This window comes from Sphingomonas mangrovi (genome assembly GCF_047975845.1).
Lineage (GTDB): Bacteria > Pseudomonadota > Alphaproteobacteria > Sphingomonadales > Sphingomonadaceae > Sphingomonas.
The window spans coordinates 14971-37125 of sequence record NZ_JBIUCZ010000024.1 but is presented as its reverse complement, the minus strand read 5'-3'; the positions used below and the strand labels follow the sequence as shown (position 1 = coordinate 37125).

Below are 22155 nucleotides of genomic sequence, written 5' to 3'. Positions count from 1 at the left end.
TCGGCACGCTACTGCGCAGGCGACCGCGGCTGATGCTGTCGCGGCTGCGCGATCGCCCCGGGACGCTGGCGCTGCTGGTCGGCGCGGTGGCGCAGCTGCTGTTCTGCTACCGTCTGGGAACGCCGTCGAAGCTGACCTTCGACGAAGTCCATTACGTTCCCGCGGCGCGCACGCTGTGGGCGCTCGCCGAGCCCGCCAACACCGAGCATCCGCTGGTCGCGAAAGAGCTGATCGGCCTGGGCATCCGCCTGTTCGGCGACAATCCGATCGGCTGGCGCGCGCTGTCGACGCTCTCCGGCACCGCGACGGTGCTGGGCGTGTTCGCGATCCTGATGCTGCTGTTCGGCCGCCCCCGCACCGCCCTGTTCGGCGCGGTGCTCGTGCTGCTCAACCAGACCGTCTACATCCAGGCGCGGGTGGCGATGCTGGAGGGGTTCCTCGGCGCCTTCGTCACCTGCGCCATCGCCGCGCTGCTATGGGCGATGCGGGCGCCGCGGGGGCGCGTGCTGCCGCGGCTGCTGCTGTCGGCGGTGCTGTTCGGGCTGGCGGTCGGCACCAAGTGGATCGCCGCGCCCTACGTCGCCTTCGCCTGTCTGCTGATCCTGTGGGCGAAGTGGCGCGATCCGCAGCGGCATTTCGTCGGGGTGGCCGCGATCCCGGCGGTGCTGCTGCTCGGGCTGGCGAGCATCGCCACCTATTTCGCGAGCTTCCTGCCCGCCTTCTTCTACCGCCTCGATCCGCTGACGCTGAAGGGCCTGATCCCGTTCCAGCAGTTGATGTACGCGCGCCAGACCCAGCTGCTGCCGTCGCACCCCTATCAGTCGGACTGGTGGAGCTGGCCGCTGCTCGTCCGGCCGATCTGGTATTTCTACGAGCAAGACCAGGGCGTGCAGCGCGGCGTGCTGCTGATCGGCAATCCCGCGATCTGGTACGGCGGGCTCGCCGCGGTCGCCGCATGCCTGTGGGCCGGGTGGCGCCGCCGCGCGGTCGCGGCCGGCGGCGCGGGGCTGCTATGGGTGGCGTCGCTCGGCATCTGGGCGGCGGTGCCCAAGTCGCTCGGCTTCTTCTACTATTACCACCTGTCGGGCATCTTCCTGTGCGTCGCGATCCCCGCCGCCTTCCATGCCTGGCCGCAGAGCCGGCGCCGCCACTTCGACGAGGTCGTGCTGTTCGCGGCGCTGTTCTGCTTCCTGCACTTCTGGCCGATCCTGAGCGCCGCGCCGCTGAGCGGCCCGGGCGCGTTCAACCGCTGGATGTGGTTCCACAGCTGGCGCTAGCGCGGCGCAGGCACCTCCGTTCGTCCTGAGGTGCCATTGAGCTTGTGGAAACGGTATCGGGTGTTCCCCTACGCCACCAGCTTGCGCCCGTAGCGGCCCCAGGTGAAGCGACCCGACAGCGCGAAGTTCCACACCGCGCCGACCAGCACACCGGCCAGCGCCGGCATCGCCCAGGCGCCGCCGCGCACGTCGTAGAGGAACGCCGCCACGCCGACGTTGGCGACCGCGCCGACCGAGCAGACCAGGCAGAAGGACAACCAGCCGTCGAGCAGCGCCCGCGCCCCCTTCAGCCGCCGGTCACGATAGGTGAGCGCGTTGTTGAGGAAGAAGTTGAACGTCATCGCCGCCAGCGTGGCGAGGATGGTGGCGGCGATGAAGCCGATCGGCACCAGTTCGAGCAGCAGCGCCAGCACCCCCAGGTGCACCGCCGCACCCGCCGTGCCGATCGCCGAAAACAGCACGAAGCGTACCGGCACGATCCGGCCGAACATCCGGTCGTACAGCGCGATGAGATATTCGAGCGCGACGACATGGTCGAGCTTGCTCTCCCCGGCCACGCGCGTGCGAAACACATAGGGCAGCTCGGCGAAGCGCAGCGGCCGCGGGCTCGCGGTGACGATGTCGAGCAGGATCTTGAAGCCGATCCCCGACAGCATCGGCACCAGCCCGCGCAGCACCGGCGTGCGGATCGCGAAGAAGCCGCTCATCGGGTCCGACAGATCGGCCTTGAGCAGCCGGCGCGACAGCCGGGTGGCGAACGCCGACTTGGCGACGCGGTCCGCATCCCACTCGCCGGTGCCGCCGCCCGCGACGAAGCGCGAGCCGATCACCAGGTCGAGCGCCGGGTCCTCCGCCAGCGCGTCCAGCATCTGCGGCAGCAGCCGCTCGTCGTGCTGCAGGTCGCCGTCGATCACCGCCACCACCGGCGCGGCGGTGGCGCACATCCCCTCGATACACGCGGTCGACAGGCCGCGCCGGCCGATCCGCTGGATCACCCGCACCCGCCGGTCGACCGCCCCCAGCGCGCGCGCCGCCTCGGCGGTGCCGTCGGGGCTGTCGTCGTCGACGAAGATCACCTCCCACGCCCGCCCGTCGAGCGCCGCCGCCAGCTTCTCGACGAGCAGCGCGACGTTGGCGCGCTCGTTGAAGACGGGGACGACGACGGCGAGCGCGAGAGGTGCGTTCACGCGAGCCGGTCCAGGATCGCGTCGGCCATTTCGACGGTGGTGGCGGTGCCGCCCAGGTCGGGGGTGCGCACCCCGGCGACCAGCGCGCCCTCGACCGCCTGCTCGATGCGCTTCGCCGAAGCCTTGTCGTCCAGCGAATAGCGCAGCAGCATCGCCGCCGACAGGATCGTCGCGCAGGGGTTGGCCTTGCCCTGGCCGGCGATGTCGGGCGCGGAGCCGTGGATCGGCTCGTACAGCCCCTTCTTGCCCGTGGCGAGCGCGGCGGACGGCAGCATGCCGATCGATCCGGCGCACATGCTCGCCTGGTCGGACAGGATGTCGCCAAAGAGGTTGCCGGTGACGATCACGTCGAACTGGCCCGGATCGCGCACCAGCTGCATCGCCGCATTGTCGACGTACATGTGGGTCAGGTGCACGTCGGGATATTCGGTGGCGACGCTCTTGATCACGTCGCGCCACAGCTGGCTGGTCTCCAGCACGTTCGCCTTGTCGACCGAGCACAGCCGCTTCTTGCGCACGCGTGCGGTCTCGAAGCCGACGCGGGCGATCCGCTCCACCTCGCGCTCGTTGTAGTGCATCAGGTCATAGCCTTCGCGCAGACCCTCCAGCGTCGTGCGCCGGCCCTTGTCGCCGAAATAGACGTCGCCGTTCAGCTCGCGCACGATCACCATGTCGATCGCGCCCGCGATCTCCGGCTTCAGCGCGGAGGCGTCCTCCAGCCCCGGAAACAGCTTGGCCGGGCGCAAATTGGCGAACAGCCCCAGCTCGCGGCGCAGCCCCAGAATCGCCTGCTCGGGGCGGAAGGCGCGCTCGACCGCGTCGAAGCGCGGATCGCCGACCGCGCCGAACAGCACCGCATCGGCCCGCTTGGCGAGCGCCAGCGTCGCCGGCGGCAGCGGGTGTCCCTTCTCCAGATAGGCGGCGCCGCCGACGGGCGCTTCTTCGAACGTCAGGTCCAGCGGCAGCGCTTCGAGCACGCGGCGGGCCTGGGCAACGACTTCGGGTCCGATCCCGTCTCCGGGCAACAAGGCGATCAGCGACATTCCACTCCCTTCGCTTTGGCGCGTGCGGCTTGGCCCAGCCGTCCCGATCACGCAACCGCCCTTTTGAGCCGTTCGACCAGCCGCTGCCGCGCCGCGAGCGCCTCCGCCCCCCGCCCGACCAGCACGTCGCGCTCCAGGAAATGGCCGGTCAGCCGCAGCGCGTCGAACAGCGATTCCCAGTCCGCCGCCCCGCCTTCGCGCAGGAACCGGGGCAGCGGCAGCAGCCGCGCTTCGTAGCCGACCGCGGCCGCCCGGCTGACCGCGCCGCCGCTTCGCGGGCTGACGAAGGCCAGGTCGGCGCTGTCCCCCGTTGCGACACATCGCTCCAGATCGAGCCCGAAGCCGAGCTCGGCGAGCAGCAGCAGTTCGTAGCGCGCCAGCGCCGTCGCCCAGCCGCGCGCCGCCGGCGCCGCCTCGACCGCGTCGAGCACCGCCGACAGCGCCCCGTGCAGCCGCGGATAGGGCAGCCCGTCCGGCAGCGCGGTCGCGGTCAGCGCACACGCCCATTCGATCGCCGCGGCGGCGAGCGGCTCGGCGAACAGCGGCGCGCGGCTGTGGACCAGCTCCACCGTCAGCCCGGCGAGCTGCTCGTCGGTCCGCGCGCGCCACTCGCCGCGCACCAGGTTTGCCGGCTGCAGCACCGGCCGCAGCGCCCGCGACCGCCCGCCGCGGACATAGCCCGGCTGCACCCCCGATCGCTCGGTCAGCGCCCGCACCACCGCGCCATGCTCGCCATACGCGCGGACGGACAGCAGAATGGCCTCGGCGATCAGGTGCATGGCTCAGGCGCGGCGAGCTGCCGAGCCGTTCGCGACGGCTTCGGCGAAGGCGATCACGCGCGCTCCTCGACGACGTTCGACCAGAGCTGCTCGACCTGGCGGCGCCGCGTGCGGAGTCCTGTCGACGCAAGCGGCGCGTCGGCCTGCCCGAGCGCCAGCGCGGGGCGATCGCGGAAGTGCCCGGTCGGCAGCACCGCCCGCCGCTCGGCGAGCATCGCGCACAGCGCCTCGAACCGGGCGACGTGAACGCGGTTCGCAAGCACGCCGGTGCGGGTCGCCAGCTCGAAGCCGTGGCCGACGATCGTCACCGCGACGTGCCCCGCCTGCACCGCATGGTCGAGCGCGGCGCGCATCTCGGCCTTCGACAGCGCGCAGATCTGGAAATGACGCAGCCGCCCCGGCCGCTCCTCGATCACCGTCACCGGCACCTCGACGATCCCGCGGTGGCGCTGCGGCGCGATCGTGCGCAGCGGCAGTCCGATCGCGCTGGGCCAGGGATGCGCGGAACCGTTGTGGCTGCTGTCGTAGACGAGGCCGAGCGCGTGCAGCGCGTCGAGCGTCGCGTCGTCGGCGGCATAGCTGCCGGCGCGGAACGCCACCGGATCGGGCGCGCCCGTCGCCACCAGCAGCTCGCGTGCCCGGGCGATCAGCGTCTGCTGTTCGTCGCGCCCGAGCCCGGTCAATTCGAAGGGACCATGCGCCTGCCGATCGTCCGCGACCGCACCCGTCCAGTTCGCATGCAGGTGCAGCTGCACCTCCTGTCCCGCCGTCAGGATCCGGTCGACCACGCGCCGGATCGGGTCGAGACCATAGACCAGCGCCGGCATCGGATCGACGAAGAAACACGCCTTGAGATCGTGCGCCGCCAGCCGTTCGAGCTGCCAGCCGATCCCGACTCCTGCGGGTTCGAACGACCGTGCGGCGATCTCCGCGGCCGAGAGGCCCGCGGCATGGTGTTGCCACATCAATTCCACATCGATGGTGACGAACACGCAAGTCACGGATCCGGATTCTCCCTGAAGCGGATTCCGCCCGCTCCAAGCAGAACTTTGTGCGTGCCGACACTATCCTTCGCAATAGTCTATGTAAGACACCACGTCGTTGCTGGTCTGCAAGTACAGCCCGGCCTGCACATCCTCCGGTTCCGCGGCCGCATGCGCCAGCGCCTCGGCGAGGGTACCGTAGAGCAGCGTCGTGGCGACGCCGCCCTCGTCGTCGAGATGGTAGAGCCGGACGGCGACGTCGTCGGAGATGGTGCGCATCGCGACGACTTGCCGCATCGGCGAGCGGTGCGCCAGCCCGGCCGCGCTTTGCATCCGCCGGCGTTTTCGGCCAACCGCCGCCCGATGCCCGATTCCGCCCCGACCCCGCGCCGCCTGTCCTCGGAAGAGTCGCGCAACGCCGCGCTCGACGCCGCCCGCGCGCTGCTGGTCGAGCGCGGGCCGCAGAGCGTGACCCTGACCGCCGTCGCGGCGCGGATCGGCCGCACCCACGCCAACCTCCTCCACCACTTCGGCTCGGCGGCGGGGCTGCAGAAGGCGCTGGGCGAGCGGATGGCGGCGACCATCACCGCCGCGATCGGCGAGGCGGCGCTGCGCGCGCGGGCGCAGGGACGCGATCCGCGCGAGGTGGTCGACCTGACCTTCGACGCGTTCGACCGCGAGGGCGCGGGCGCGCTCGCCAGCTGGATGATCCTGTCGGGCAACCACGATCTGCTCGACCCGGTGCTCGACGCGATCCACCGACTGGTCGACGACCTCGCCCAGGCCGGGGTCGCCGACGTGGCGCTCGCCGAGGAGACGCTGCACCTGGTGCTCACCGCGCTCGGCGACGCGCTGCTCGGCGCGGCGATGGCCAGGGCGCTGGGCGTGCCGCGCGACCGAGCCCGTGCGCTCGCGACGCGCAGCCTGCTCTCCGGACGGGCCGTGCACGCGACGGTGGATTAAACCCCCGCACGCCCGTAAAGCGGCGCCATGCATTTCCTCGACCAAGCCAAGATCTATGTCCGCTCGGGCGCGGGCGGCCCGGGTGCCGTCAGCTTCCGGCGCGAAAAGTTCATCGAATACGGCGGCCCCGACGGCGGCAACGGCGGCAAGGGCGCCGACATCGTGTTCGAGGCGGTCGCCGGGCTCAACACGCTGATCGACTTCCGCTACACCCAGCATTTCCGGGCGCCGCGCGGCAAGGGCGGATCGGGATCGAACCGCACCGGCGCGGGCGGCGAGGACCTCGTCATCCAGGTGCCGGTCGGCACCCAGGTGCTGTCCGAGGACCGGGAGACGGTGCTGATCGACTTCACCCGCGCGGGCCAGCGCGAGGTGTTCCTGCGCGGCGGCGACGGCGGCCGCGGCAACGCCAGCTACAAGACCTCGACCAACCGCGCCCCGCGCCAGCACGGCACCGGCTGGCCGCACGAGGAAGCCTGGGTGTGGCTGCGGCTGAAGCTGCTCGCCGACGCGGGGCTGGTCGGGCTGCCCAACGCCGGCAAGTCGACCTTCATCAACGCCGTCACCAACGCCCAGGCGAAGGTCGGCGCCTATGCCTTCACCACCGTCCGCCCGCAGCTGGGCGTGGTCAGCCACAAGGGCCGCGAGTTCGTCGTCGCCGACATCCCCGGGCTGATCGAGGGTGCCGCCGAAGGCGCCGGCATCGGCGACCGCTTCCTCGGCCATATCGAGCGCTGCCGCGTGCTGCTCCACCTGGTCGACGCCAACGACGCCGACGTGTCGGAAAGCTATCGCATCGTCCGCGACGAGCTGGAGAACTACGGCGCCGGGCTGACCGACAAGCGCGTGATCGTCGTGCTCAACAAGATCGACACGCTCGACGACGAGCTGATCGCGGCACTGTCGGCCGAGCTGGAGGACGCGAGCGGCGCCCCCGTCATACCGATGTCCGGCGCGAGCGGCACCGGCGTCGACTGGGTGCTCGACCAGCTGCTCGAGGCGATCGATCCCGAGAACGAGCGCGTCGCCGAGGAAGACGAGGGCGAGGATCCGATCGAATGGTCGCCGATCTGACGCGCGTCGCCGCCCGCACCCTGGCGGTCGCCACCGCCGTCCTGCTCGCGGCCGTCCTGCTTGCGGCGATGCCGCCGGCGGCACAGGCGCAGTTGCTCGGCAAGGCGGCGGCGCAGGGCTGCATCAGCGTCGCCGACGATGCGACGCCCGTCCAGGTCAGCGGCGTGCTGTCGGAACGGGTCTTCCCCGGCCCTCCCGGCTACGAAGACGTGGCGCAGGGCGACGCGCCCGAACCCACCTTCGTCGTCACCCTGCCCGCGCCGGTGTGCATCGACGACGGCGGCGACTTCGCCGATCCGGCCGAGCGCTTCACCGCCGTGCAGATCGGCGCGAGCGACCCGCGCGTGCTCCAGCGGCTGCGCCGCGCGATCGGCACGCGCGTCACGCTGAGCGGTGAGGGCTTCGCCGCGCATACCGGCCACCATCACCTGCCGCTGGTGGTGCTGGTCGATCGGCTGCACCTCGACCGATGAGCCTGTTCGCCCCCGCCGCCTGCCCGCGCCTGGTGGTCAAGGTCGGGTCGGCGCTGCTGGTCGATCCGGCGGGGGCGATCCGCCGCGACTGGCTGGGCGGGCTGATCGCCGACATCGCCGAGCGTCGCGTCGCCGGGCAGCAGGTGATCGTGGTCTCCTCGGGCGCGATCGCGCTCGGCGCGCGCCGGCTGGGGCTGCCCAAGGGCGGCCGCGCCAGCCTGGAGGATGCGCAGGCCGCCGCCGCGACGGGCCAGATCGCGCTGTCGGGCGCCTGGGCCGAGCTGCTCGCCGGCTGCGGCATCCCGGCCGCGCAGCTGCTGGTGACGCTCGACGACCTGGAGCAGCGCCGCCGCTACCTCAACGTCTCCGCGACCCTGGGCCGCTTGCTCAGCCTGGGCGTGGTGCCGGTGGTCAACGAGAACGACAGCGTCGCCACCGAAGAAATCCGCTTCGGCGACAACGACCGGCTCGCCGCGCGCGTCAGCCAGGCGGCGGGCGCCGATGGCGTGGTGCTGCTGTCCGACATCGACGGGCTCTACGATCGCAACCCCACCCACGATCCGGCCGCGCGCTTCGTCGAACGCGTCGAGCGAATCGACGCGACGGTCGAGGCGATGGCCGACAGCCGCTCCGCCTCCGGAATGGGATCGGGCGGCATGGTGTCGAAGGTGCAGGCGGCGAAGATCGCCACCGCCGCCGGCGCGCATCTCGCGGTCGTCTCGGGCCGGGTCGACCGGCCGCTGTCGCGCTTTGCCGAGACCGGCCGCGGCACCGTGTTCGTCGCCCGCCCCGCCCAGCCCGCGCGCAAGGCGTGGCTGCAGGGGCGGCTGGTCGCGTGCGGCACGATCCACATCGACGCGGGCGCGGCCGCCGCGCTGCACGACGGCCGCAGTCTGCTTCCCGCCGGCGCGACGCGAATCGAGGGCAGCTTCGCGCGCGGCGACCTGGTGACGATCCTCGATCCCGCCGGCCAGCCGGTCGCGCGCGGCTTGAGCGAATATGACTTCGACGAGGCGGCGCGCATCGTCGGCCGCCGCAGCGACGAGCTCGACGCCATCCTCGGTCACGCGCCGCGCGCCGCGCTGGTCCACCGCAACCACATGGTCGTCGCATGAGCGTGCTCGCGATCACCGGCGCCACCGGCTTCGTCGGCGGCCGCACCCTCGCGCTCGCGCGGGAGGCAGGGCACAGCGTCCGCGCGCTCACTCGCCGGCCGCAAGCGGCGCAGGCGGGCGTCACCTGGATCGCGGGCGCGCTCGACACCCCCGATGCGCTTGCCGAGCTGGTCGCCGGTGCCGATGCGGTGATCCACATCGCCGGCGTCGTCAACGCGCCCACGCCGGAGGGCTTCACCCGCGGCAACGTCGACGGCACCCGCGCCATGCTCGCCGCGGCCGAGGCGGCCGGCGTCCAGCGCTTCGTCCACGTCTCCTCGCTCGCCGCGCGCGAGCCCGGCCTGTCACGCTACGGCCGCTCCAAGGCGGGGGCAGAGGACGCGGTGCGCGCCTCGCCGCTCGCCTGGACGATGGTGCGCCCGCCCGCGGTCTACGGCCCCGGCGACCTGGAGATGCTCGAGCTGTTCCGCGCCGCGCGCTTGGGCGTGGTGCCGATGCCGCCGGCGGGGCGCCTGTCGCTGATCCACGTCGACGACCTCGCCCGCCTGCTGCTGGCGCTCGCCGGACACGACACCGGCCGCACCGTCTACGAACCCGACGACGGTGTGCCGGGCGCCTGGACCCACGCCGGCTTCGCCCGCGCGATCGGCACCGCCGTCGGCCGCCGCGTGCTGCCGCTGTCGGTGCCCGCGGCGCTGCTGCGGCTCGGTGCGCGGATCGACCGGCTGGCGCGCGGCCCCAGGGCCAAGCTCACCCCCGATCGCGCCGCCTATATGGCGCATCCGGACTGGACCGCCGCCGCCGAGGCGCAGCCGCCCGAAACGCTGTGGCGCCCGCGGATCGCGACCGCCGACGGCCTCGCCGCCACCGCGGCATGGTATCGCGCCAACCGGCTGCTATAGAGCGCCAAAATCGTGCCGGATTTCTGCGCCACGCCGCCCAGCGACCGACACTCTGCAAAAGGACGCCCTACGTGAGCGATCGCGCCGCCATCTTCGACACCGTCACCCGCCTGATCGAGCCGTTCAACAAGAAGGGCGTGGCACTGACCGAGACCACCAGCTTCGCCGGCGACCTCGAATGGGACAGCCTGACCGTGATGGACTTCGTCGCGGCCGTCGAGGACGAGTTCGATATCCTCATCACGATGAACATGCAGGCCGAGATCGAGACCGTCGGCCAGCTCGCCGACGCCGTCGTCAAGCTCAAGAACCAGTAAACGGAACCGCCCGGCATGACCGAAGCCGCCGCCAGCCAGCACCAGCTGCCCGCCGATCCGCCCGCGGCCGCGCACGAGCGCGACCTGATGAGCAAGTTCGACGGCCTCATCGCCGAGCGCCAGGCGTTGCTCGACAGCGGCGTGACCGATCCGTTCGCGATCGTCATGGAACAGGTGAAGTCGCCGACCGAGGCGGTGATCGCCGGCCGCGACACGATCCTGCTCGGCACCTACAACTATATGGGCATGACGTTTGACCCGGACGTGATCCAGGCCGGCAAGGACGCGCTCGACCAGTTCGGATCGGGCACCAACGGCAGCCGGATGCTCAACGGCACCTTCCGCGACCATATGGAAGTCGAGCAGGCGCTGCGCGACTTCTACGGCGTGTCGGGGGCGATCGTCTTCTCGACCGGCTACATGGCCAACCTCGGCATGATCTCGACGCTCGCCGGTAAGGGCGACTACGTCATCCTCGACGCCGACAGCCACGCTTCGATCTACGACGGCTGCAAGCAGGGCTATGCCGAGGTCGTCCGCTTCCGCCACAACGACATCGCCGATCTCGACAAGCGGCTCGGCCGCCTGCCTGCGGACGCCGGCAAGCTCGTCGTGCTGGAGGGGGTCTATTCGATGCTCGGCGACGTCGCGCCGCTCAAGGAGATGGTCGCCGTCGCCAAGAAGCACGGCGCGATGGTGCTGTCCGACGAGGCGCATTCGATGGGCTTCTACGGCCCCAACGGCCGCGGCGTGTACGAGGCGCAGGGCTGCGAGGGCGACGTCGACTTCATCGTCGGCACCTTCTCCAAGTCGGTCGGCACCGTCGGCGGCTTCTGCGTGTCGAACCACCCGAAGTTCGAGGCGATCCGCCTCGCCTGCCGCCCGTACATCTTCACCGCCTCGCTGCCGCCGAGCGTGGTCGCGACCGCCGCGGCGTCGATCCGCAAGCTGCAGCACGCCCATGAAAAGCGCGCCCGGCTGTGGGAAAGCGCCCGCACGCTCCACGCCGGCCTCAAGGACATGGGCTTTCGCCTCGGCACCGAAAGCCCCGATTCCGCGATCCTGGCGGTGATCCTGGAGGATCAGACGCAGGCTGTGGCGATGTGGCAGGCGCTGCTCGACGGCGGCCTCTACGTCAACATGGCCCGCCCGCCCGCGACGCCCGCCGGCACCTATCTGCTGCGCTGCTCGCTGTGCGCGGAGCACACCCCGGAGCAGATCCGCAAGGTGCTCGGCATGTTCGAGGCGGCCGGCAAGGCGGTGGGCGTTCTCGCCTAGCGGCCGCTTCCCCGTACCCCGGCGAAGGCCGGGGCCCAGTTGGGAAGGCCGTGGTGAGGTTCACCCACCCTCACGAACACCACCGCAACTGGGCCCCGGCCTCCGCCGGGGTACGGGCGCTGTTGCGAAGGGAGCGCGCTCCACACACACCTCGTCATCCTGACAAAAGTCAGGATCCATTGCCGCTCCGTTCGTGAATCGCGGCCGTTGCGCGAATGGATGCTGACGTCCGTCAGCATGACGGGCAGACGAAACCCTTCACCTCGAAAGCCGGCCGGGGGCTGGCACAGCCCGCCCCCTTCGCTATAGCTGCGGGATTCCCGCAACCGCCCTCGAAAGCACGCCGCCCCCCGCATGAAGTCGATCGATCGCTACATGGCGCGGCTCATCGCGGTGCCGCTGTTCTCGACGCTCATCATCGCGGCGATGCTGCTGGTGCTCGACCGCATGCTGCGGCTGTTCGACTTCGTGGCGTCCGAGGGCGGCCCGGTCAGCGTCGTGTGGCGGATGCTCGCCAACCTGCTGCCCGAATATCTCGGCCTAGGCATCCCGATCGGGCTGATGCTGGGCGTGCTGCTCGCCTTCCGCAAGCTCGCCACCACCTCGGAGCTCGACGTGCTGCGCGGGGTCGGCATGAGCTACGGCCGGCTGCTGCGCACGCCCTATCTCTACGCGATCGCGCTCGCGCTGCTGAACCTGTCGATCGTCGGCTTCGTCCAGCCGTGGGCGCGCTACAACTACGAGGGGCTGCGCTTCGAGCTGCGCTCGGGCGCGCTCGGCGCGTCGATCAAGGTGGGCGAGTTCACCAACCTCGGCAACCGCATGACGCTGCGCATCGAGGAGAGCCGCGAGAGCGGCGCCGACCTGCGCGGCATCTTCGTGCGGGTGTCGCGCGCCAACGGCGGCTGGCTCGCCGCCACCGCCGAGCGCGGCCAGTTCCTCGCCACCGACGATCCCAACACGATCATCTTCCGCCTGACCAACGGCACGCTGCTGCACGATCAGCCGGGCTTCCGCACGCCGCGCGTGCTGAGCTTCAGCTCGCACGACCTGCCGATCGATCTGCCCAAGTTCGGCAACTTCCGCCCGCGCGGCGGACGCGATCTGGAGCGTACGCTGCCCGAGCTCGCGGTCACCGGCCACGACGCGTCGCAGACGCCGGAAACCCGCGTCGGCGCGCGCGCCAACTTCCACTTCCGGCTGGTCGAGGTGGCGACGATGTTCCTGCTGCCGATGCTCGCGCTCGCGCTCGGCGTGCCGCCCAAGCGCTCGACCTCGGCGCTCGGCGTGTTCCTCTCGATCGTGATGATCGTCACCTATCACAAGGTGAACGAATACGCCGAGGCGTTCGGCGCGCTCGGCCGCGTCGACCCGCTGATCGCGCTGTGGGCGCCGTTCCTCGTCTTCGCCGGGCTGGTGTTCTGGATGTACTATACGATCGCCCACGTCCCCGGCGGCCAGCCGATCGGCGCGCTGGAAAAGGCATTCGACAAGGGGATCAAGGCGGTGGTCCGCCGCCTGCCCGGCCGCCGCCGGAAGGCGCAGCCATGAGCGCCAGCTCGCCCTTTCCGTCGCGCACCGTCGCGCTCTACATGGTCCGGCTGTTCCTCGTGCGCACCTTCGGCATCCTGGCGGCGCTGGTGCTGGTGCTCCAGGCACTCGACCTGCTGAGCGAAAGCGCCAAGATCCTCGCCTTCCCCGGCAACACCGACGCGCAGGTGTGGCATTACGTGTCGCTGCGCATGCCGCAGATCATCGCGCGCTTCCTGCCCTTCTCGGTGCTGCTCGGCACGATCCTGACGCTGATGCAGCTCAACCAGAACAGCGAAGTCATCTCGATGAAGGCGTCGGGGCTGTCGGCGCATCAGGTGCTGGCACCTCTGCTGGTCGCGAGCCTGGGCGTCGCCGCCATCTCCTTCCTGTTCAACGACCGCATCGTCTCGCGCGCCACCGCCACCCTCACCCAGTGGGAGAAGGTCGACTACGGCACGCTGCCGATCGACAGCGGCGAGCGGGGCAACGTGTGGGTGCGCGACGGCGCCAACCTGATCCGCGTCGATCGCATCCAGGGCCGTGGCAACGCCGCGGTGCTGCGCGGAATCACCGTCTACGAGCGCGAGGGCGGCCGGCTGCTCTCGATCCTCACCGCCACCCAGGGCCAGTTCGACGGGCGCCAGTGGCGGGTCGACGGCGCGGTGCGCTTCACCGTCGGCACCGGCCAGGTCCAGCGGCTCGGCACGCTGCGCGTCGCCTCGGGCGTACGCCCGGACCAGTTCACCCTCGCGACCGTCGACCCCGACAGCCTGTCGTTCGGCGCCCTGCGCGAGGCGATCGCCGACCTCGACGCCGCCGGCCGCCCGACCAAGGCACTCGACGGGGCGCTGTGGCACAAGCTGTCGAGCCCCTTGTCGTCGGTGCTGATGCCGCTCTTGGGCGCGGTCGCCGGCTTCGGCGTGGCGCGCTCCGGCCGGCTGTTTGTGCGCGCGGTGATCGGCATGGCACTGGGCTTCGCCTATTTCGTCGCCGACAATTTCGCGCTCGCGATGGGCAACCTCGGCGCCTATCCCCCCTTCCTCGCCGCCTGGGCCCCGTTCCTGCTGTTCCTGCTGATCGGCGAATTGGTGCTGATCCGGACGGAAGAATAGCGGGGCGCGCGGAGTTGCGTTCGCCGCTCTCCAGCCTCTACCTTCTGCCTCGTCAGGGTTAGGGGAAGATCGGGTTGAGCGACATAAAGCTATTCACCGTCGGCGCTGGCGGAGCCACGGAACTTGCGCCTGCCTCGGTCCAGGTCGAAAAGTCGCTCCAGCAGCTGTTCGAGGCTAATCTGGAGACCCTACTCGGCGTCCGCTTTCTGGCGTCCGAATACTCGACCGGCCCGGTCCACGGCGGCCGCATCGACACGCTCGGCCTAGATGAAGACGGCTGTCCCGTCATCATCGAATACAAGCGCGCGGTGAACGAGAACGTCATCAATCAGGGCCTGTTCTATCTCGACTGGCTGATGGACCACCGCAAGGACTTCCAGTGGCTGGTGCTGGAACGGCTAGGTCAGGCGGCGGCGGCGAACGTCGACTGGTCCGCACCGAGGCTGCTTTGCATCGCCGGTGATTTCACCCGGTACGACGCACATGCCGTCAAACAGATCAACCGCAGCATCGAGCTGCTTCGCTACCGCAGGTTCGGCGACGACCTGCTGATGATCGAGCTGGTGCATGCCACGAAGAACGTCCGGGCCGGGCCGCTTTCTTCGCCCGGCGGGGAGGTTCCGGCGCCCGCTAAGGCGAAGGCTGCGGGTGACCCGTACCAATCCCAACGCATCGACTATCGGCTGGCGAATGCCCCCGCCTCGCTGCGTGACCTCTTCTTCTCGGTGAGCAGCTTCCTCACGTCCTTGGGAGACGACGTCCAGCTGAAAGAGCTCAAATATTATCTCGCGTTCAAGCGGATCAAAAATTTCGTGTGCCTCGAAGTGTATCCCCAGGCTGCGGTCGTCACCGCATTTCTCAAGATCAATCCAGACGACGTGACGCTCGAGCCGGGCTTCACCCGCGACGTTCGCAAGATCGGCCATTTCGGCACCGGAGATCTAGAGGTCTCGCTCCGCACCCAAAGCGACTTCGAACGGGCACAACCCCTGCTACAGCGCGCATACGAACGCGGCTGACGCCTCGTCTAGCAGTCCGCAAGTGGAGCGCGCAGCCCCGCTGAGCACCTACGAGATCGTCTTCTGCGGCGGCCTTGGAATCAGGGAATGAATCTCCCCCGAAAGGCGCCGCCCGCCCTTAACGAAAAAGGGCGGCCCCGCCGGAGCCGCCCTCTTGTCTCTCGCGCCGCTCGCCTCAGCGCCGGACCATCGTGCTCCGGCCGATCCGGTGCATCAGGCCCAGTGCGCTGCGGTAGCTCGCCTTGTGATACGGCGAGCCCTCCTCCAGCACCGCGCTCAGCCGGCGGTGCGCCTCGCCCAGCGAATGGTAGGGCAGGCTCGGCAGCAGGTGGTGGAGCGCATGGTAGCGCAGGCCCACCGGTGCCCACAGCGCGGGCAGCAGCCCCGGCGGCGGCACGTTGACCGAATCGAGATACTGGGCGGTCACCGTCATCTGCTCGCCCTCGTTCTCCCACAGGTGCGCCACCAGCGTGCGGACCTGGTTGAGCAGCGCCACCGCCGAGCCGATGCCCAGGCCGATGAGGAAGCCGCGCATCGGGATCACGCCCGTCGCGACCATCGCCACCAGCGCGATCGCCCACACGCTCGCCGCGGCGTCGAGCCGGTCGAACAGCACGCGCTGCTCGCCCGCCGGAATGCGGCGGCGAAAGGCGGGGTTGATCGACAGCGACGAATAGCGCGCGATCACCGTGTCGCGCAGCTTGGGCGACAGCCACGACAGCGGCGACAGGATCGCGAAGCGGATCAGCAGGCCGACCGGCGCCAGCAGCGACACCAGGATGAACAGCGGCAGCGTCCACGGCTTCATCAGCGCGAGCGGCAGATATTCGGGATCGTCCGCGGTGCCGTACCGCGTCTTGGCGTGGTGCAGGTTGTGCACGCCCTCGTACATGAACGAGGGCACCAGCATCGGGATGCCCGCGACCATGTTCCAGCCGAGCCGGAAGTGCGGCAGCGCCGCGTGCTTCATGTGGCTGACCTCGTGGATGAACAGCAGCGCGCGATACAGCGCGAGCACCGACACCACGGCGGCAAGCACCGTCACCAGCGTCGAGGAGGCGAGCACCGCCACCACCAGGGCGCCGTAGCCGAGCACCGCCGAGCCGAGCAGGTCCGCCCAGTAGAGGCCGCGGTTCGGCGCGTTCAGGTCGCGCGTCAGATCGGCGGCCGCGCGCAGCATCGTCTTGTCGTCGACGATCCGCAGCTTGGGCTCGGCGACGCGCGCGCCGGCGGCGGAGTCCCGCGAAAGGGCAAGCGTGGGTTCCATGACGTGTTCCATTGCGCAGAGATAGTGGCGACAGCGTGGCATTTGTAGCGCCCCCAGGCTTGCCGGCTGATGACTTGAATCAATCACCGTGATGGCCGCAGCCGATCGATCCCCTCGCCTTCCGCCCCGCCCGCGGCTAGAGGCGAGGGACGCGTTTTCCGGAGGCAAGAGTGGCACCCCAACCGACGATCCGTCCCGTCCAGTCGAAGGCGGACCGCAAGGCGTTCATCGACCTGCCGTTCCGCCTCTATGCCGACGATCCGCACTGGGTCCCGCCGCTCAAGACCGAGTTCGCGGGCCAGATCGATCCCAGGAAGAACGGCTGGTTCAGCCATGCCGAAGCCCAGCTGATGCTGGCGGAGCGCGACGGCCGCGTCGTCGGGCGCATCTCCGCGCATCTCGACACGCTGGCCCTGACCATGCCGGCCGAGCAGGGCTTCGGCCCCGGCACCGGCTTCTGGGGCATGTTCGAGGCGGAGGACGCGGCGGTGGGCACCGCGCTGATTTCGGCGGCCGAGGCCTGGCTGCGCGGCAAGGGCATGACTCGCGCGATCGGGCCGGTCAGCCTCTCGATCTGGGAAGAGCCGGGGCTGCTGGTGAAGGGCCACGATCACAGCCCGACGGTGATGATGGGCCACCACCGCGCCGACTATCAGGGCTGGATCGAGGGCGCTGGCTACCAGCCGGCCAAGCAGCTCGTCACCTACGAGCTCGACATCACCCAGACGTTTCCGCCGATCGTCAACCGCATCATCCAGTCGGGCGAGAAGAACGACCGCATCCGCATCCGCCGGGTAGACAAGTCGAAGTTCGCCGAGGAAGCGGCGATCATCCTGGGCATCCTCAACGATGCCTGGTCGGACAACTGGGGGTTCGTGCCGCTCACCCAGCCGGAGATCGACGACGTCGGCAAGAAGCTCAAGCCGATCGTGTTCGAGGACCTGATCCGCATCGCCGAGCTGGATGGTGAGCCGGTCGCGTTCATGATCACGCTTCCCGACCTCAACGAGGCGATCAAGCCGCTCAACGGCTCGCTGCTGCCGTTCGGCTGGGCCAAGCTGCTGCTCTGGCTGCGCAAGCCGCAGGTCCGCACGATGCGCGTGCCGCTGATGGGCGTCGTCAAGCGGCTGCAGGCCTCGCGCATGGCGAGCCAGCTCGCCTTCATGATGATCGAATATATCCGCCGCGATGCGGTGACCAAGTTCGGCGCCTCGCGCGGCGAGATCGGCTGGATTCTCGACGACAACCAGGGGATGATCGCGATCGCGGACGCGATCCAGAGCCGGATCAACCGGGTCTATCAGGTCTATAAGCGCACCCTGTGACGCCGCTGCCGGGGGCGGGCCCTACCCCCGGCGCGTACCGGCTCGGCGCGGGGGCTCAGCGCGGCAGATAGTCGAGCGGGTCGACGCCCATGCCCAGCCACTCGTCGCGGGTGTGGCACACGCGCTTGGCGATGTGCGAGCCGGTAAGCGTTTCGTTCGAGCAGTAGCGGGTGGCCTTCTGCGTCTGGGGCTTGGGTGCGTCGACGGACTCGGCGGGCGCGGGGGCCGGCACGGTCCGCGGCGCGGCGGGGCCGCTGCGCGGCTGGGCATAGGCGGGGGCGGCAACGGCGGCGACGCCGACGAGGACGGCAGCGGCGGCGGCAACGATACGAACGGTCATGACACTCTCCCTGATCCGCAGCCGGATTGGCTGACATCCGAACCAGTGCATCATGCGTGCCAAACACTTGGGCCTTGGGGTTTCAGATACTTAGCCAACGGCGTCACACCGGTAGGCGCCACGCACCGCTGAAGCTTCGCACTTTACGCCGATAGATGGCGGTTTCCGCGCGCTACCGCGCAAGGGTCGACGCGCTCAGCCCCGGCAGCGGTCGAGTTCTTCCCGCAGCGTGCGGACCAGCTCGGCGGCAGGCATCGCCCGCGACAGCGGCGCACCCTGCCCGGCCCATTGCGCACCGAAGCCATGCTCACCATTCCCCTTCGCCGCGGCGTGGAGCGCCTTTCCGGCGTCATAAGCCCGCGGATAGTCGGGCGGCACGCGCCCATTCAGCCGATCGGCCAGCGCCGTGAAGCGGTTGGCGAGCGCGCGCGCCGGACGGCCGGAGATCCACGAGGTAAGCGTCGTATGCTCCGCGCCGGGGCCGGTCAGGGCGGCACGATAGGCGTCGTCCGCGGCCGACTCGGGGCAGGCTACGAACGCGGTGCCGAGTTGCGCCGCCGCGGCGCCGAGGTCGAGCGCGGCCGCGATGCCGGCGCCGTCCATGATGCCGCCGGCGGGGACGATCGGCAGTCCTGCGTCGCGCACCAGCAGCCGGGTCAAGGCGAGCGTGCCGAGCGCATCGTCGGGCGCGATCGGGTCGAACATGCCGCGGTGGCCGCCCGCCTCGATGCCCTGCGCGACGATCGCGTCGAGGCCCGCCGCTTTGATGGCCCGGGCTTCCTCGCGGCTGGTGGCGGTGGCCATCAGGTAGATGCCGCGCCCGCGCAGCGCCGCCAGCACCTCGGCCGAAGGCAGGCCGAAGTGGAAGCTGACGACGGGCGGCGCCAGCTCCAGCAGCATCGCCAGCATGTCCGGATCGTCGGCGAAGCTGCGGTAGATCGTCCGCAGCACACGCGGGGGCTCCGCGCCATAGTCGGCGAACAGCGGCGCCAGCGCTTCGAGCCATGCCGCCTCGCGCGCCGCATCCGCCTCGGGGGTGTCGTGGACGAACAGATTGACGTTGAACGCGCGGTCGGTGCGGCCGCTCAGTTCCTCGATCATCGCCCGCGCACCGGCCGCGTCGGTCGCCCCCACCCCGATCGAGCCCAGCCCGCCCGCTTCGGACACCGCAGCCGCCAGCCGCGGCGTGGCAACGCCGGCCATCGGCGCCTGGATCAAGGGTATCGTGAGACGGAGACGATCGAGCAAGGACATGGGCGGCAAGCCTCCTGAGGGAACGACCACCCCGATATGGGCGTGCGGAGCGCCTGGCGAAACGCCTCGCCTGCGCCGATCAGCTGCGCCGTCGCGCCAGCCAGACGGTCCGGTAGCCGCAGCTCGGATCGGCCACGACGTGCGCCACCACGTCGAAGCCGGCGGCATCGAGCAAGGCGCGATATTCGCCCGGATCGAGACTGCCGTGGTACAGCGGATCGCCCTCCAGCGCGCCGATCGCACTGCCCTCTTCATTGCCGCTGGTGAACATCAGCGCGGCGCCCGCTGCCGCATGCGCCCGGAACCGCGCGAACATCGGCCGCTGATCTTCGGGCGAGAGGTGAAAGAAGCTGTCCCAGGCGAGCAGTCCGCAGAAGCGCCGCCCCAGGGCGAGCCGGCGCATGTCCATCCGCCGAGCCTGCGTGCCCGGCAGGTTGCGCCGGAACAGCGCAAGCATCGTCGGCGTGCCGTCCACCCCGAGGAGGTCGTATCCGCGACGGACGATCTCGCGCCCGATCGGCAGCCCGGAGCCACAGCCGATGTCGAGCACCGTCCCGCCCTCCGGCAGCAGCGCGCAGAACCGGTCGAGCCATGCGCGCTCGACCAGTTCGTCCGCCCGCAGCGCAGCCCACGCTTCCCCGTGCCGCTGGTAGACGTCGAGGACGGTCGGTGTGAGCCCGGTCATCGCATCCCTTCCTCAGGAAAACGCTATGTCGCGCCCCCTCGCGCCGGCAACGCCCGGGTTCGGCGCCGGTCGCGGATGCCGCCGCCCCCTAGATCGGATCGACATTCACCCATTTCCCGTTCGTCTCGAGTAGGGATCGAGCTTGTCGAGAGCCCGTATCGAGAGAGCCCCAACGACCGACCTCTCGATACGCCGTCTCGACAAGCTCGACGGCACCTCGAGGCGAACGGATGAAGGGGGAAGTTCAGGACTTCAACGATGAATGTCGATACACCCTAAAACCGCCGCGAGACGCCGGCATAGAGCCGCAGGTCGGGCGTGTCGTGGTTGAGGCCGACGGCGCTGCCGACGTCGAGCTGCGTATCGTCGTTCGCCATCCAGCCGAACGCGAGCGCGGCCCGCGCATAGGTGGCGTGCTCGACCGGATCGTCGTCGCGCCGCACCTCCCCCTCCAGCGTCGTCTTGAGCGTCTCGCCGAGCGCGAGTTCGAGCCCGACGATGTTGCCGTAGACCAGATGGCGCCCCTGCCCGTCCTCGTCGGCCTCGGCGGCGACTTCGGGCGTGAGTTCCAGGCTCAGCGCGTCGCTGAGTTCGTAGGCGACCGGCACGATCAGGCTCGCGCCCGAGCTGCCCCCGCCGATCGGCTGCCGCCCGACGGGCAGCGTCACCGACGGCTGCACCGCCCAGGAAAAGCCCGACCCGTCCGGGTTGGCGAGGTTGACGCGGGTGCCGATCGACAGGTCGCCGACCCGGTCGCGCCGCTCGGTCTCACCCAGCAGCCGGTCGCGGGCGACCTCGCGGCCATAGGGCTGCCACGCGATCTGGAGTTCGGCGCGCTCGCTGACGCCGTAGCGCAGCAGCGTGTCGGCGATCAGCAGCGTGTCGGTGCGCGCCTCGGCGCTGCGGTCGTGCTCCCAGTCGACGAGCGCGGTCTCGACCGCGCCCTTGCCGGCGTCCAGCACGCACGGGCTCTCGCCCAGCCCCGGACGGGTCGGGCAATAGTCGCGCGCGTGCGCGACGGCGGGGCTCAGCAGCGCGGCGGCCAGCGCCACGCAGGCGAGGCGGCTCACCGCAGCCGCACCCAGGTCGGCGCGTGGTCGCTCGCCTTCTCGCGGCCGCGATAGTCCTTGTCGACGCCGGCGTCCTGCAGGCGATCGGCGGCGATCGGGCTCAGCAGCAGATGGTCGATGCGGAACCCCGCATCGCGCTGCCACGCGCCCGCCTGATAGTCCCAGAAGGTCCACACCCCGCCCCTGGGAAAGCGGGTGCGCAGCGCGTCGGTCCAGCCCTGCGCGAGCAGCGCGCGATAGCCCTGCCGCGACTCCGGCTGCACCAGCGCATCGCTCGCCATCGCGCGGACCGAGAAGACGTCGTCGTCGTTTGGGATGACGTTGTAGTCCCCCGCCAGCACCACCGCCCGCTCCTCGGCGAGCAGCGCGCGCGCCCGCGCGGACAGCCGCTCGATCCAGCGCAGCTTGTAGTCGAACTTGGGGCCGGGCTGCGGATTGCCGTTGGGCAGGTAGATCGATGCGATCACCACCCCGTCGACCTCCGCCTCCAGATAGCGGCTGTGCTCGTCCTCCGGCTCGCCAGCCAGGCCGCGCTGGCGCTCGATCGGGTCGGCGCCTTTGGCGAGCACCGCCACGCCGTTGAACCCCTTCTGTCCGTGCCAGATCGCGCCATAGCCGGCCCCGCGGATCTCGGCCTCGGGGAAGGTTTCGTCGCTCGACTTGAGTTCCTGGAGGCAGACGACGTCGGGCGTCTCCTCGGCGAGATACTCCAGCAGGCGCGGCAGCCGCGCCTTGATGCCGTTGACGTTGTAGCTGACGATGCGCACGCTTGGGCCGTCAGATCGAGAAGCTGGTGCCGCAGCCGCAGCCCGACGCGGCATTGGGGTTCTCGACCTTGAACGCTGCGCCGCCCAGCGATTCGACGAAGTCGACCTGCGCGCCGCGGACGAGATCAAGGCTCATCGAATCGACCACCAGCCGGACGCCGTCGGTCTCGGTGACGCTGTCGTCGCCCTCGGCGGCCTCCGCCAGTCCGAAGCGATACTGGAAGCCCGAACAGCCGCCGCCCTCGACCGAGAGACGCAGAATCGCGGGCTTGCCCTGGCGTTCCGCGATCGCGGCGACGCGCGCCGCGGCGGAGGGGGTCAAGCCGACTTCGGAAGACAGGGTGCTGGCCATGCGGCGGAGATAAGCGGTGCGGGGGCCATCGGCAACCATG

The 22155-nt window shown here is 70.4% G+C and carries 24 protein-coding genes; 12 read left to right on the top strand and 12 right to left on the bottom strand.

Features of this window, described 5'->3' with window-relative positions:
- Positions 1-32 precede the first annotated feature (32 nt).
- Entirely contained in the window at positions 33-1277 is a 1245-nt protein-coding gene (locus ACBY01_RS12150; RefSeq protein WP_416461136.1) for a phospholipid carrier-dependent glycosyltransferase, read from the top strand.
- A 68-nt stretch (positions 1278-1345) separates the two neighbouring features.
- On the opposite strand, the gene ACBY01_RS12145 is transcribed toward ACBY01_RS12150, so the two are convergent.
- The 5 genes from ACBY01_RS12145 to ACBY01_RS12125 form a co-directional block, all read right to left on the bottom strand.
- A complete protein-coding gene (locus ACBY01_RS12145) occupies positions 1346-2464 on the bottom strand; it encodes a glycosyltransferase family 2 protein (RefSeq protein ID WP_416461135.1) in 1119 nt (372 codons plus the stop codon).
- A complete protein-coding gene (gene leuB, locus ACBY01_RS12140; protein WP_416461134.1) occupies positions 2461-3507 on the bottom strand; it encodes a 3-isopropylmalate dehydrogenase in 1047 nt (348 codons plus the stop codon). The genes ACBY01_RS12145 and leuB overlap by 4 nt, the downstream gene beginning before the upstream one ends.
- 47 nt (positions 3508-3554) lie before the next feature.
- Positions 3555-4286 carry a DNA repair protein RecO gene (gene recO, locus ACBY01_RS12135; protein ID WP_416461133.1) on the bottom strand — a complete coding sequence of 244 codons (732 nt, stop codon included), beginning with the start codon at positions 4284-4286 and terminating at the stop codon, positions 3555-3557.
- Between the two features lie 53 nt (positions 4287-4339).
- The gene (locus ACBY01_RS12130; protein ID WP_416461132.1) at positions 4340-5251 is read right to left on the bottom strand and encodes a polysaccharide deacetylase family protein; all 912 of its coding nucleotides are present in this window, start codon (positions 5249-5251) and stop codon (positions 4340-4342) included.
- A gap of 99 nt (positions 5252-5350) precedes the next feature.
- Positions 5351-5602 carry a hypothetical protein gene (locus tag ACBY01_RS12125; protein WP_416461131.1) on the bottom strand — a complete coding sequence of 84 codons (252 nt, stop codon included), beginning with the start codon at positions 5600-5602 and terminating at the stop codon, positions 5351-5353.
- 30 nt (positions 5603-5632) lie between these two features.
- Here ACBY01_RS12125 and ACBY01_RS12120 point away from each other — a divergent pair, with 30 nt between their 5' ends.
- The 10 genes from ACBY01_RS12120 (at position 5633) to ACBY01_RS12075 (ending at position 15055) form a co-directional block, all read left to right on the top strand.
- A complete protein-coding gene (locus tag ACBY01_RS12120; protein ID WP_416461130.1) occupies positions 5633-6232 on the top strand; it encodes a TetR/AcrR family transcriptional regulator in 600 nt (199 codons plus the stop codon).
- 27 nt (positions 6233-6259) lie between these two features.
- Positions 6260-7306, top strand: a complete 1047-nt coding sequence (gene obgE, locus ACBY01_RS12115; RefSeq protein WP_416461129.1) for a GTPase ObgE — start codon at positions 6260-6262, stop codon at positions 7304-7306.
- A complete protein-coding gene (locus tag ACBY01_RS12110; RefSeq protein WP_416461128.1) occupies positions 7291-7779 on the top strand; it encodes a DUF4431 domain-containing protein in 489 nt (162 codons plus the stop codon). Before obgE ends, ACBY01_RS12110 begins: the two co-directional genes overlap by 16 nt.
- A complete protein-coding gene (gene proB, locus ACBY01_RS12105) occupies positions 7776-8894 on the top strand; it encodes a glutamate 5-kinase (RefSeq protein WP_416461126.1) in 1119 nt (372 codons plus the stop codon). Before ACBY01_RS12110 ends, proB begins: the two co-directional genes overlap by 4 nt.
- Positions 8891-9796 (top strand): SDR family oxidoreductase, encoded by a 906-nt coding sequence (locus ACBY01_RS12100; protein WP_416461125.1) that lies wholly within the window; start codon positions 8891-8893, stop codon positions 9794-9796. The genes proB and ACBY01_RS12100 overlap by 4 nt, the downstream gene beginning before the upstream one ends.
- Before the next feature lie 71 nt (positions 9797-9867).
- Entirely contained in the window at positions 9868-10113 is a 246-nt protein-coding gene (locus ACBY01_RS12095; protein WP_416461124.1) for an acyl carrier protein, read from the top strand.
- A 15-nt stretch (positions 10114-10128) separates the two neighbouring features.
- Positions 10129-11391, top strand: coding sequence for a serine palmitoyltransferase (gene spt, locus ACBY01_RS12090; protein WP_416461123.1), 1263 nt, complete (start codon positions 10129-10131; stop codon positions 11389-11391).
- A 354-nt stretch (positions 11392-11745) separates the two neighbouring features.
- The gene (lptF, locus tag ACBY01_RS12085) at positions 11746-12942 is read left to right on the top strand and encodes an LPS export ABC transporter permease LptF (protein WP_416461122.1); all 1197 of its coding nucleotides are present in this window, start codon (positions 11746-11748) and stop codon (positions 12940-12942) included.
- Positions 12939-14036, top strand: a complete 1098-nt coding sequence (gene lptG / locus ACBY01_RS12080) for an LPS export ABC transporter permease LptG (protein WP_416461121.1) — start codon at positions 12939-12941, stop codon at positions 14034-14036. Before lptF ends, lptG begins: the two co-directional genes overlap by 4 nt.
- Positions 14037-14110: 74 nt before the next feature.
- Entirely contained in the window at positions 14111-15055 is a 945-nt protein-coding gene (locus ACBY01_RS12075; protein WP_416461120.1) for a DUF5655 domain-containing protein, read from the top strand.
- 175 nt (positions 15056-15230) lie between these two features.
- Here ACBY01_RS12075 and ACBY01_RS12070 read toward each other — a convergent pair whose 3' ends face one another.
- Positions 15231-16322 (bottom strand): fatty acid desaturase family protein, encoded by a 1092-nt coding sequence (locus tag ACBY01_RS12070; protein WP_416461119.1) that lies wholly within the window; start codon positions 16320-16322, stop codon positions 15231-15233.
- Positions 16323-16492: 170 nt separating this feature from the next.
- Here ACBY01_RS12070 and ACBY01_RS12065 point away from each other — a divergent pair, with 170 nt between their 5' ends.
- Positions 16493-17647, top strand: a complete 1155-nt coding sequence (locus ACBY01_RS12065) for a GNAT family protein (protein ID WP_416461118.1) — start codon at positions 16493-16495, stop codon at positions 17645-17647.
- A gap of 55 nt (positions 17648-17702) precedes the next feature.
- Here ACBY01_RS12065 and ACBY01_RS12060 read toward each other — a convergent pair whose 3' ends face one another.
- The 6 genes from ACBY01_RS12060 to erpA form a co-directional block, all read right to left on the bottom strand.
- Positions 17703-17987: a hypothetical protein gene (locus tag ACBY01_RS12060; protein WP_416461117.1), complete on the bottom strand. Its 285-nt coding sequence runs from the start codon at positions 17985-17987 to the stop codon at positions 17703-17705.
- A gap of 195 nt (positions 17988-18182) precedes the next feature.
- Positions 18183-19241, bottom strand: coding sequence for an NAD(P)H-dependent flavin oxidoreductase (locus ACBY01_RS12055; protein WP_416461116.1), 1059 nt, complete (start codon positions 19239-19241; stop codon positions 18183-18185).
- 79 nt (positions 19242-19320) lie between these two features.
- Entirely contained in the window at positions 19321-19926 is a 606-nt protein-coding gene (locus tag ACBY01_RS12050) for a class I SAM-dependent DNA methyltransferase (protein ID WP_416461115.1), read from the bottom strand.
- Positions 19927-20201: 275 nt separating this feature from the next.
- Positions 20202-20996 (bottom strand): transporter, encoded by a 795-nt coding sequence (locus ACBY01_RS12045; protein ID WP_416461114.1) that lies wholly within the window; start codon positions 20994-20996, stop codon positions 20202-20204.
- Positions 20993-21763, bottom strand: a complete 771-nt coding sequence (gene xth / locus ACBY01_RS12040) for an exodeoxyribonuclease III (protein ID WP_416461112.1) — start codon at positions 21761-21763, stop codon at positions 20993-20995. The genes ACBY01_RS12045 and xth overlap by 4 nt, the downstream gene beginning before the upstream one ends.
- A gap of 10 nt (positions 21764-21773) precedes the next feature.
- Positions 21774-22115, bottom strand: a complete 342-nt coding sequence (gene erpA / locus ACBY01_RS12035) for an iron-sulfur cluster insertion protein ErpA (RefSeq protein WP_416461111.1) — start codon at positions 22113-22115, stop codon at positions 21774-21776.
- Positions 22116-22155 lie beyond the last annotated feature (40 nt).

Coding starts and splice junctions, on each gene's coding strand:
- ACBY01_RS12150 (WP_416461136.1), top strand. CDS start 33: ATGCTGTCGCGGCTGCGCGATCGCCCCGGGACGCTGGCGCTGCTGGTC.
- leuB (WP_416461134.1), bottom strand. CDS start 3,507: ATGTCGCTGATCGCCTTGTTGCCCGGAGACGGGATCGGACCCGAAGTC.
- recO (WP_416461133.1), bottom strand. CDS start 4,286: ATGCACCTGATCGCCGAGGCCATTCTGCTGTCCGTCCGCGCGTATGGC.
- ACBY01_RS12130 (WP_416461132.1), bottom strand. CDS start 5,251: ATGTGGCAACACCATGCCGCGGGCCTCTCGGCCGCGGAGATCGCCGCA.
- ACBY01_RS12125 (WP_416461131.1), bottom strand. CDS start 5,602: ATGCAAAGCGCGGCCGGGCTGGCGCACCGCTCGCCGATGCGGCAAGTC.
- ACBY01_RS12120 (WP_416461130.1), top strand. CDS start 5,633: ATGCCCGATTCCGCCCCGACCCCGCGCCGCCTGTCCTCGGAAGAGTCG.
- obgE (WP_416461129.1), top strand. CDS start 6,260: ATGCATTTCCTCGACCAAGCCAAGATCTATGTCCGCTCGGGCGCGGGC.
- ACBY01_RS12110 (WP_416461128.1), top strand. CDS start 7,291: ATGGTCGCCGATCTGACGCGCGTCGCCGCCCGCACCCTGGCGGTCGCC.
- proB (WP_416461126.1), top strand. CDS start 7,776: ATGAGCCTGTTCGCCCCCGCCGCCTGCCCGCGCCTGGTGGTCAAGGTC.
- ACBY01_RS12100 (WP_416461125.1), top strand. CDS start 8,891: ATGAGCGTGCTCGCGATCACCGGCGCCACCGGCTTCGTCGGCGGCCGC.
- spt (WP_416461123.1), top strand. CDS start 10,129: ATGACCGAAGCCGCCGCCAGCCAGCACCAGCTGCCCGCCGATCCGCCC.
- lptF (WP_416461122.1), top strand. CDS start 11,746: ATGAAGTCGATCGATCGCTACATGGCGCGGCTCATCGCGGTGCCGCTG.
- lptG (WP_416461121.1), top strand. CDS start 12,939: ATGAGCGCCAGCTCGCCCTTTCCGTCGCGCACCGTCGCGCTCTACATG.
- ACBY01_RS12070 (WP_416461119.1), bottom strand. CDS start 16,322: ATGGAACCCACGCTTGCCCTTTCGCGGGACTCCGCCGCCGGCGCGCGC.
- ACBY01_RS12060 (WP_416461117.1), bottom strand. CDS start 17,987: ATGACCGTTCGTATCGTTGCCGCCGCCGCTGCCGTCCTCGTCGGCGTC.
- ACBY01_RS12055 (WP_416461116.1), bottom strand. CDS start 19,241: ATGTCCTTGCTCGATCGTCTCCGTCTCACGATACCCTTGATCCAGGCG.
- ACBY01_RS12050 (WP_416461115.1), bottom strand. CDS start 19,926: ATGACCGGGCTCACACCGACCGTCCTCGACGTCTACCAGCGGCACGGG.
- erpA (WP_416461111.1), bottom strand. CDS start 22,115: ATGGCCAGCACCCTGTCTTCCGAAGTCGGCTTGACCCCCTCCGCCGCG.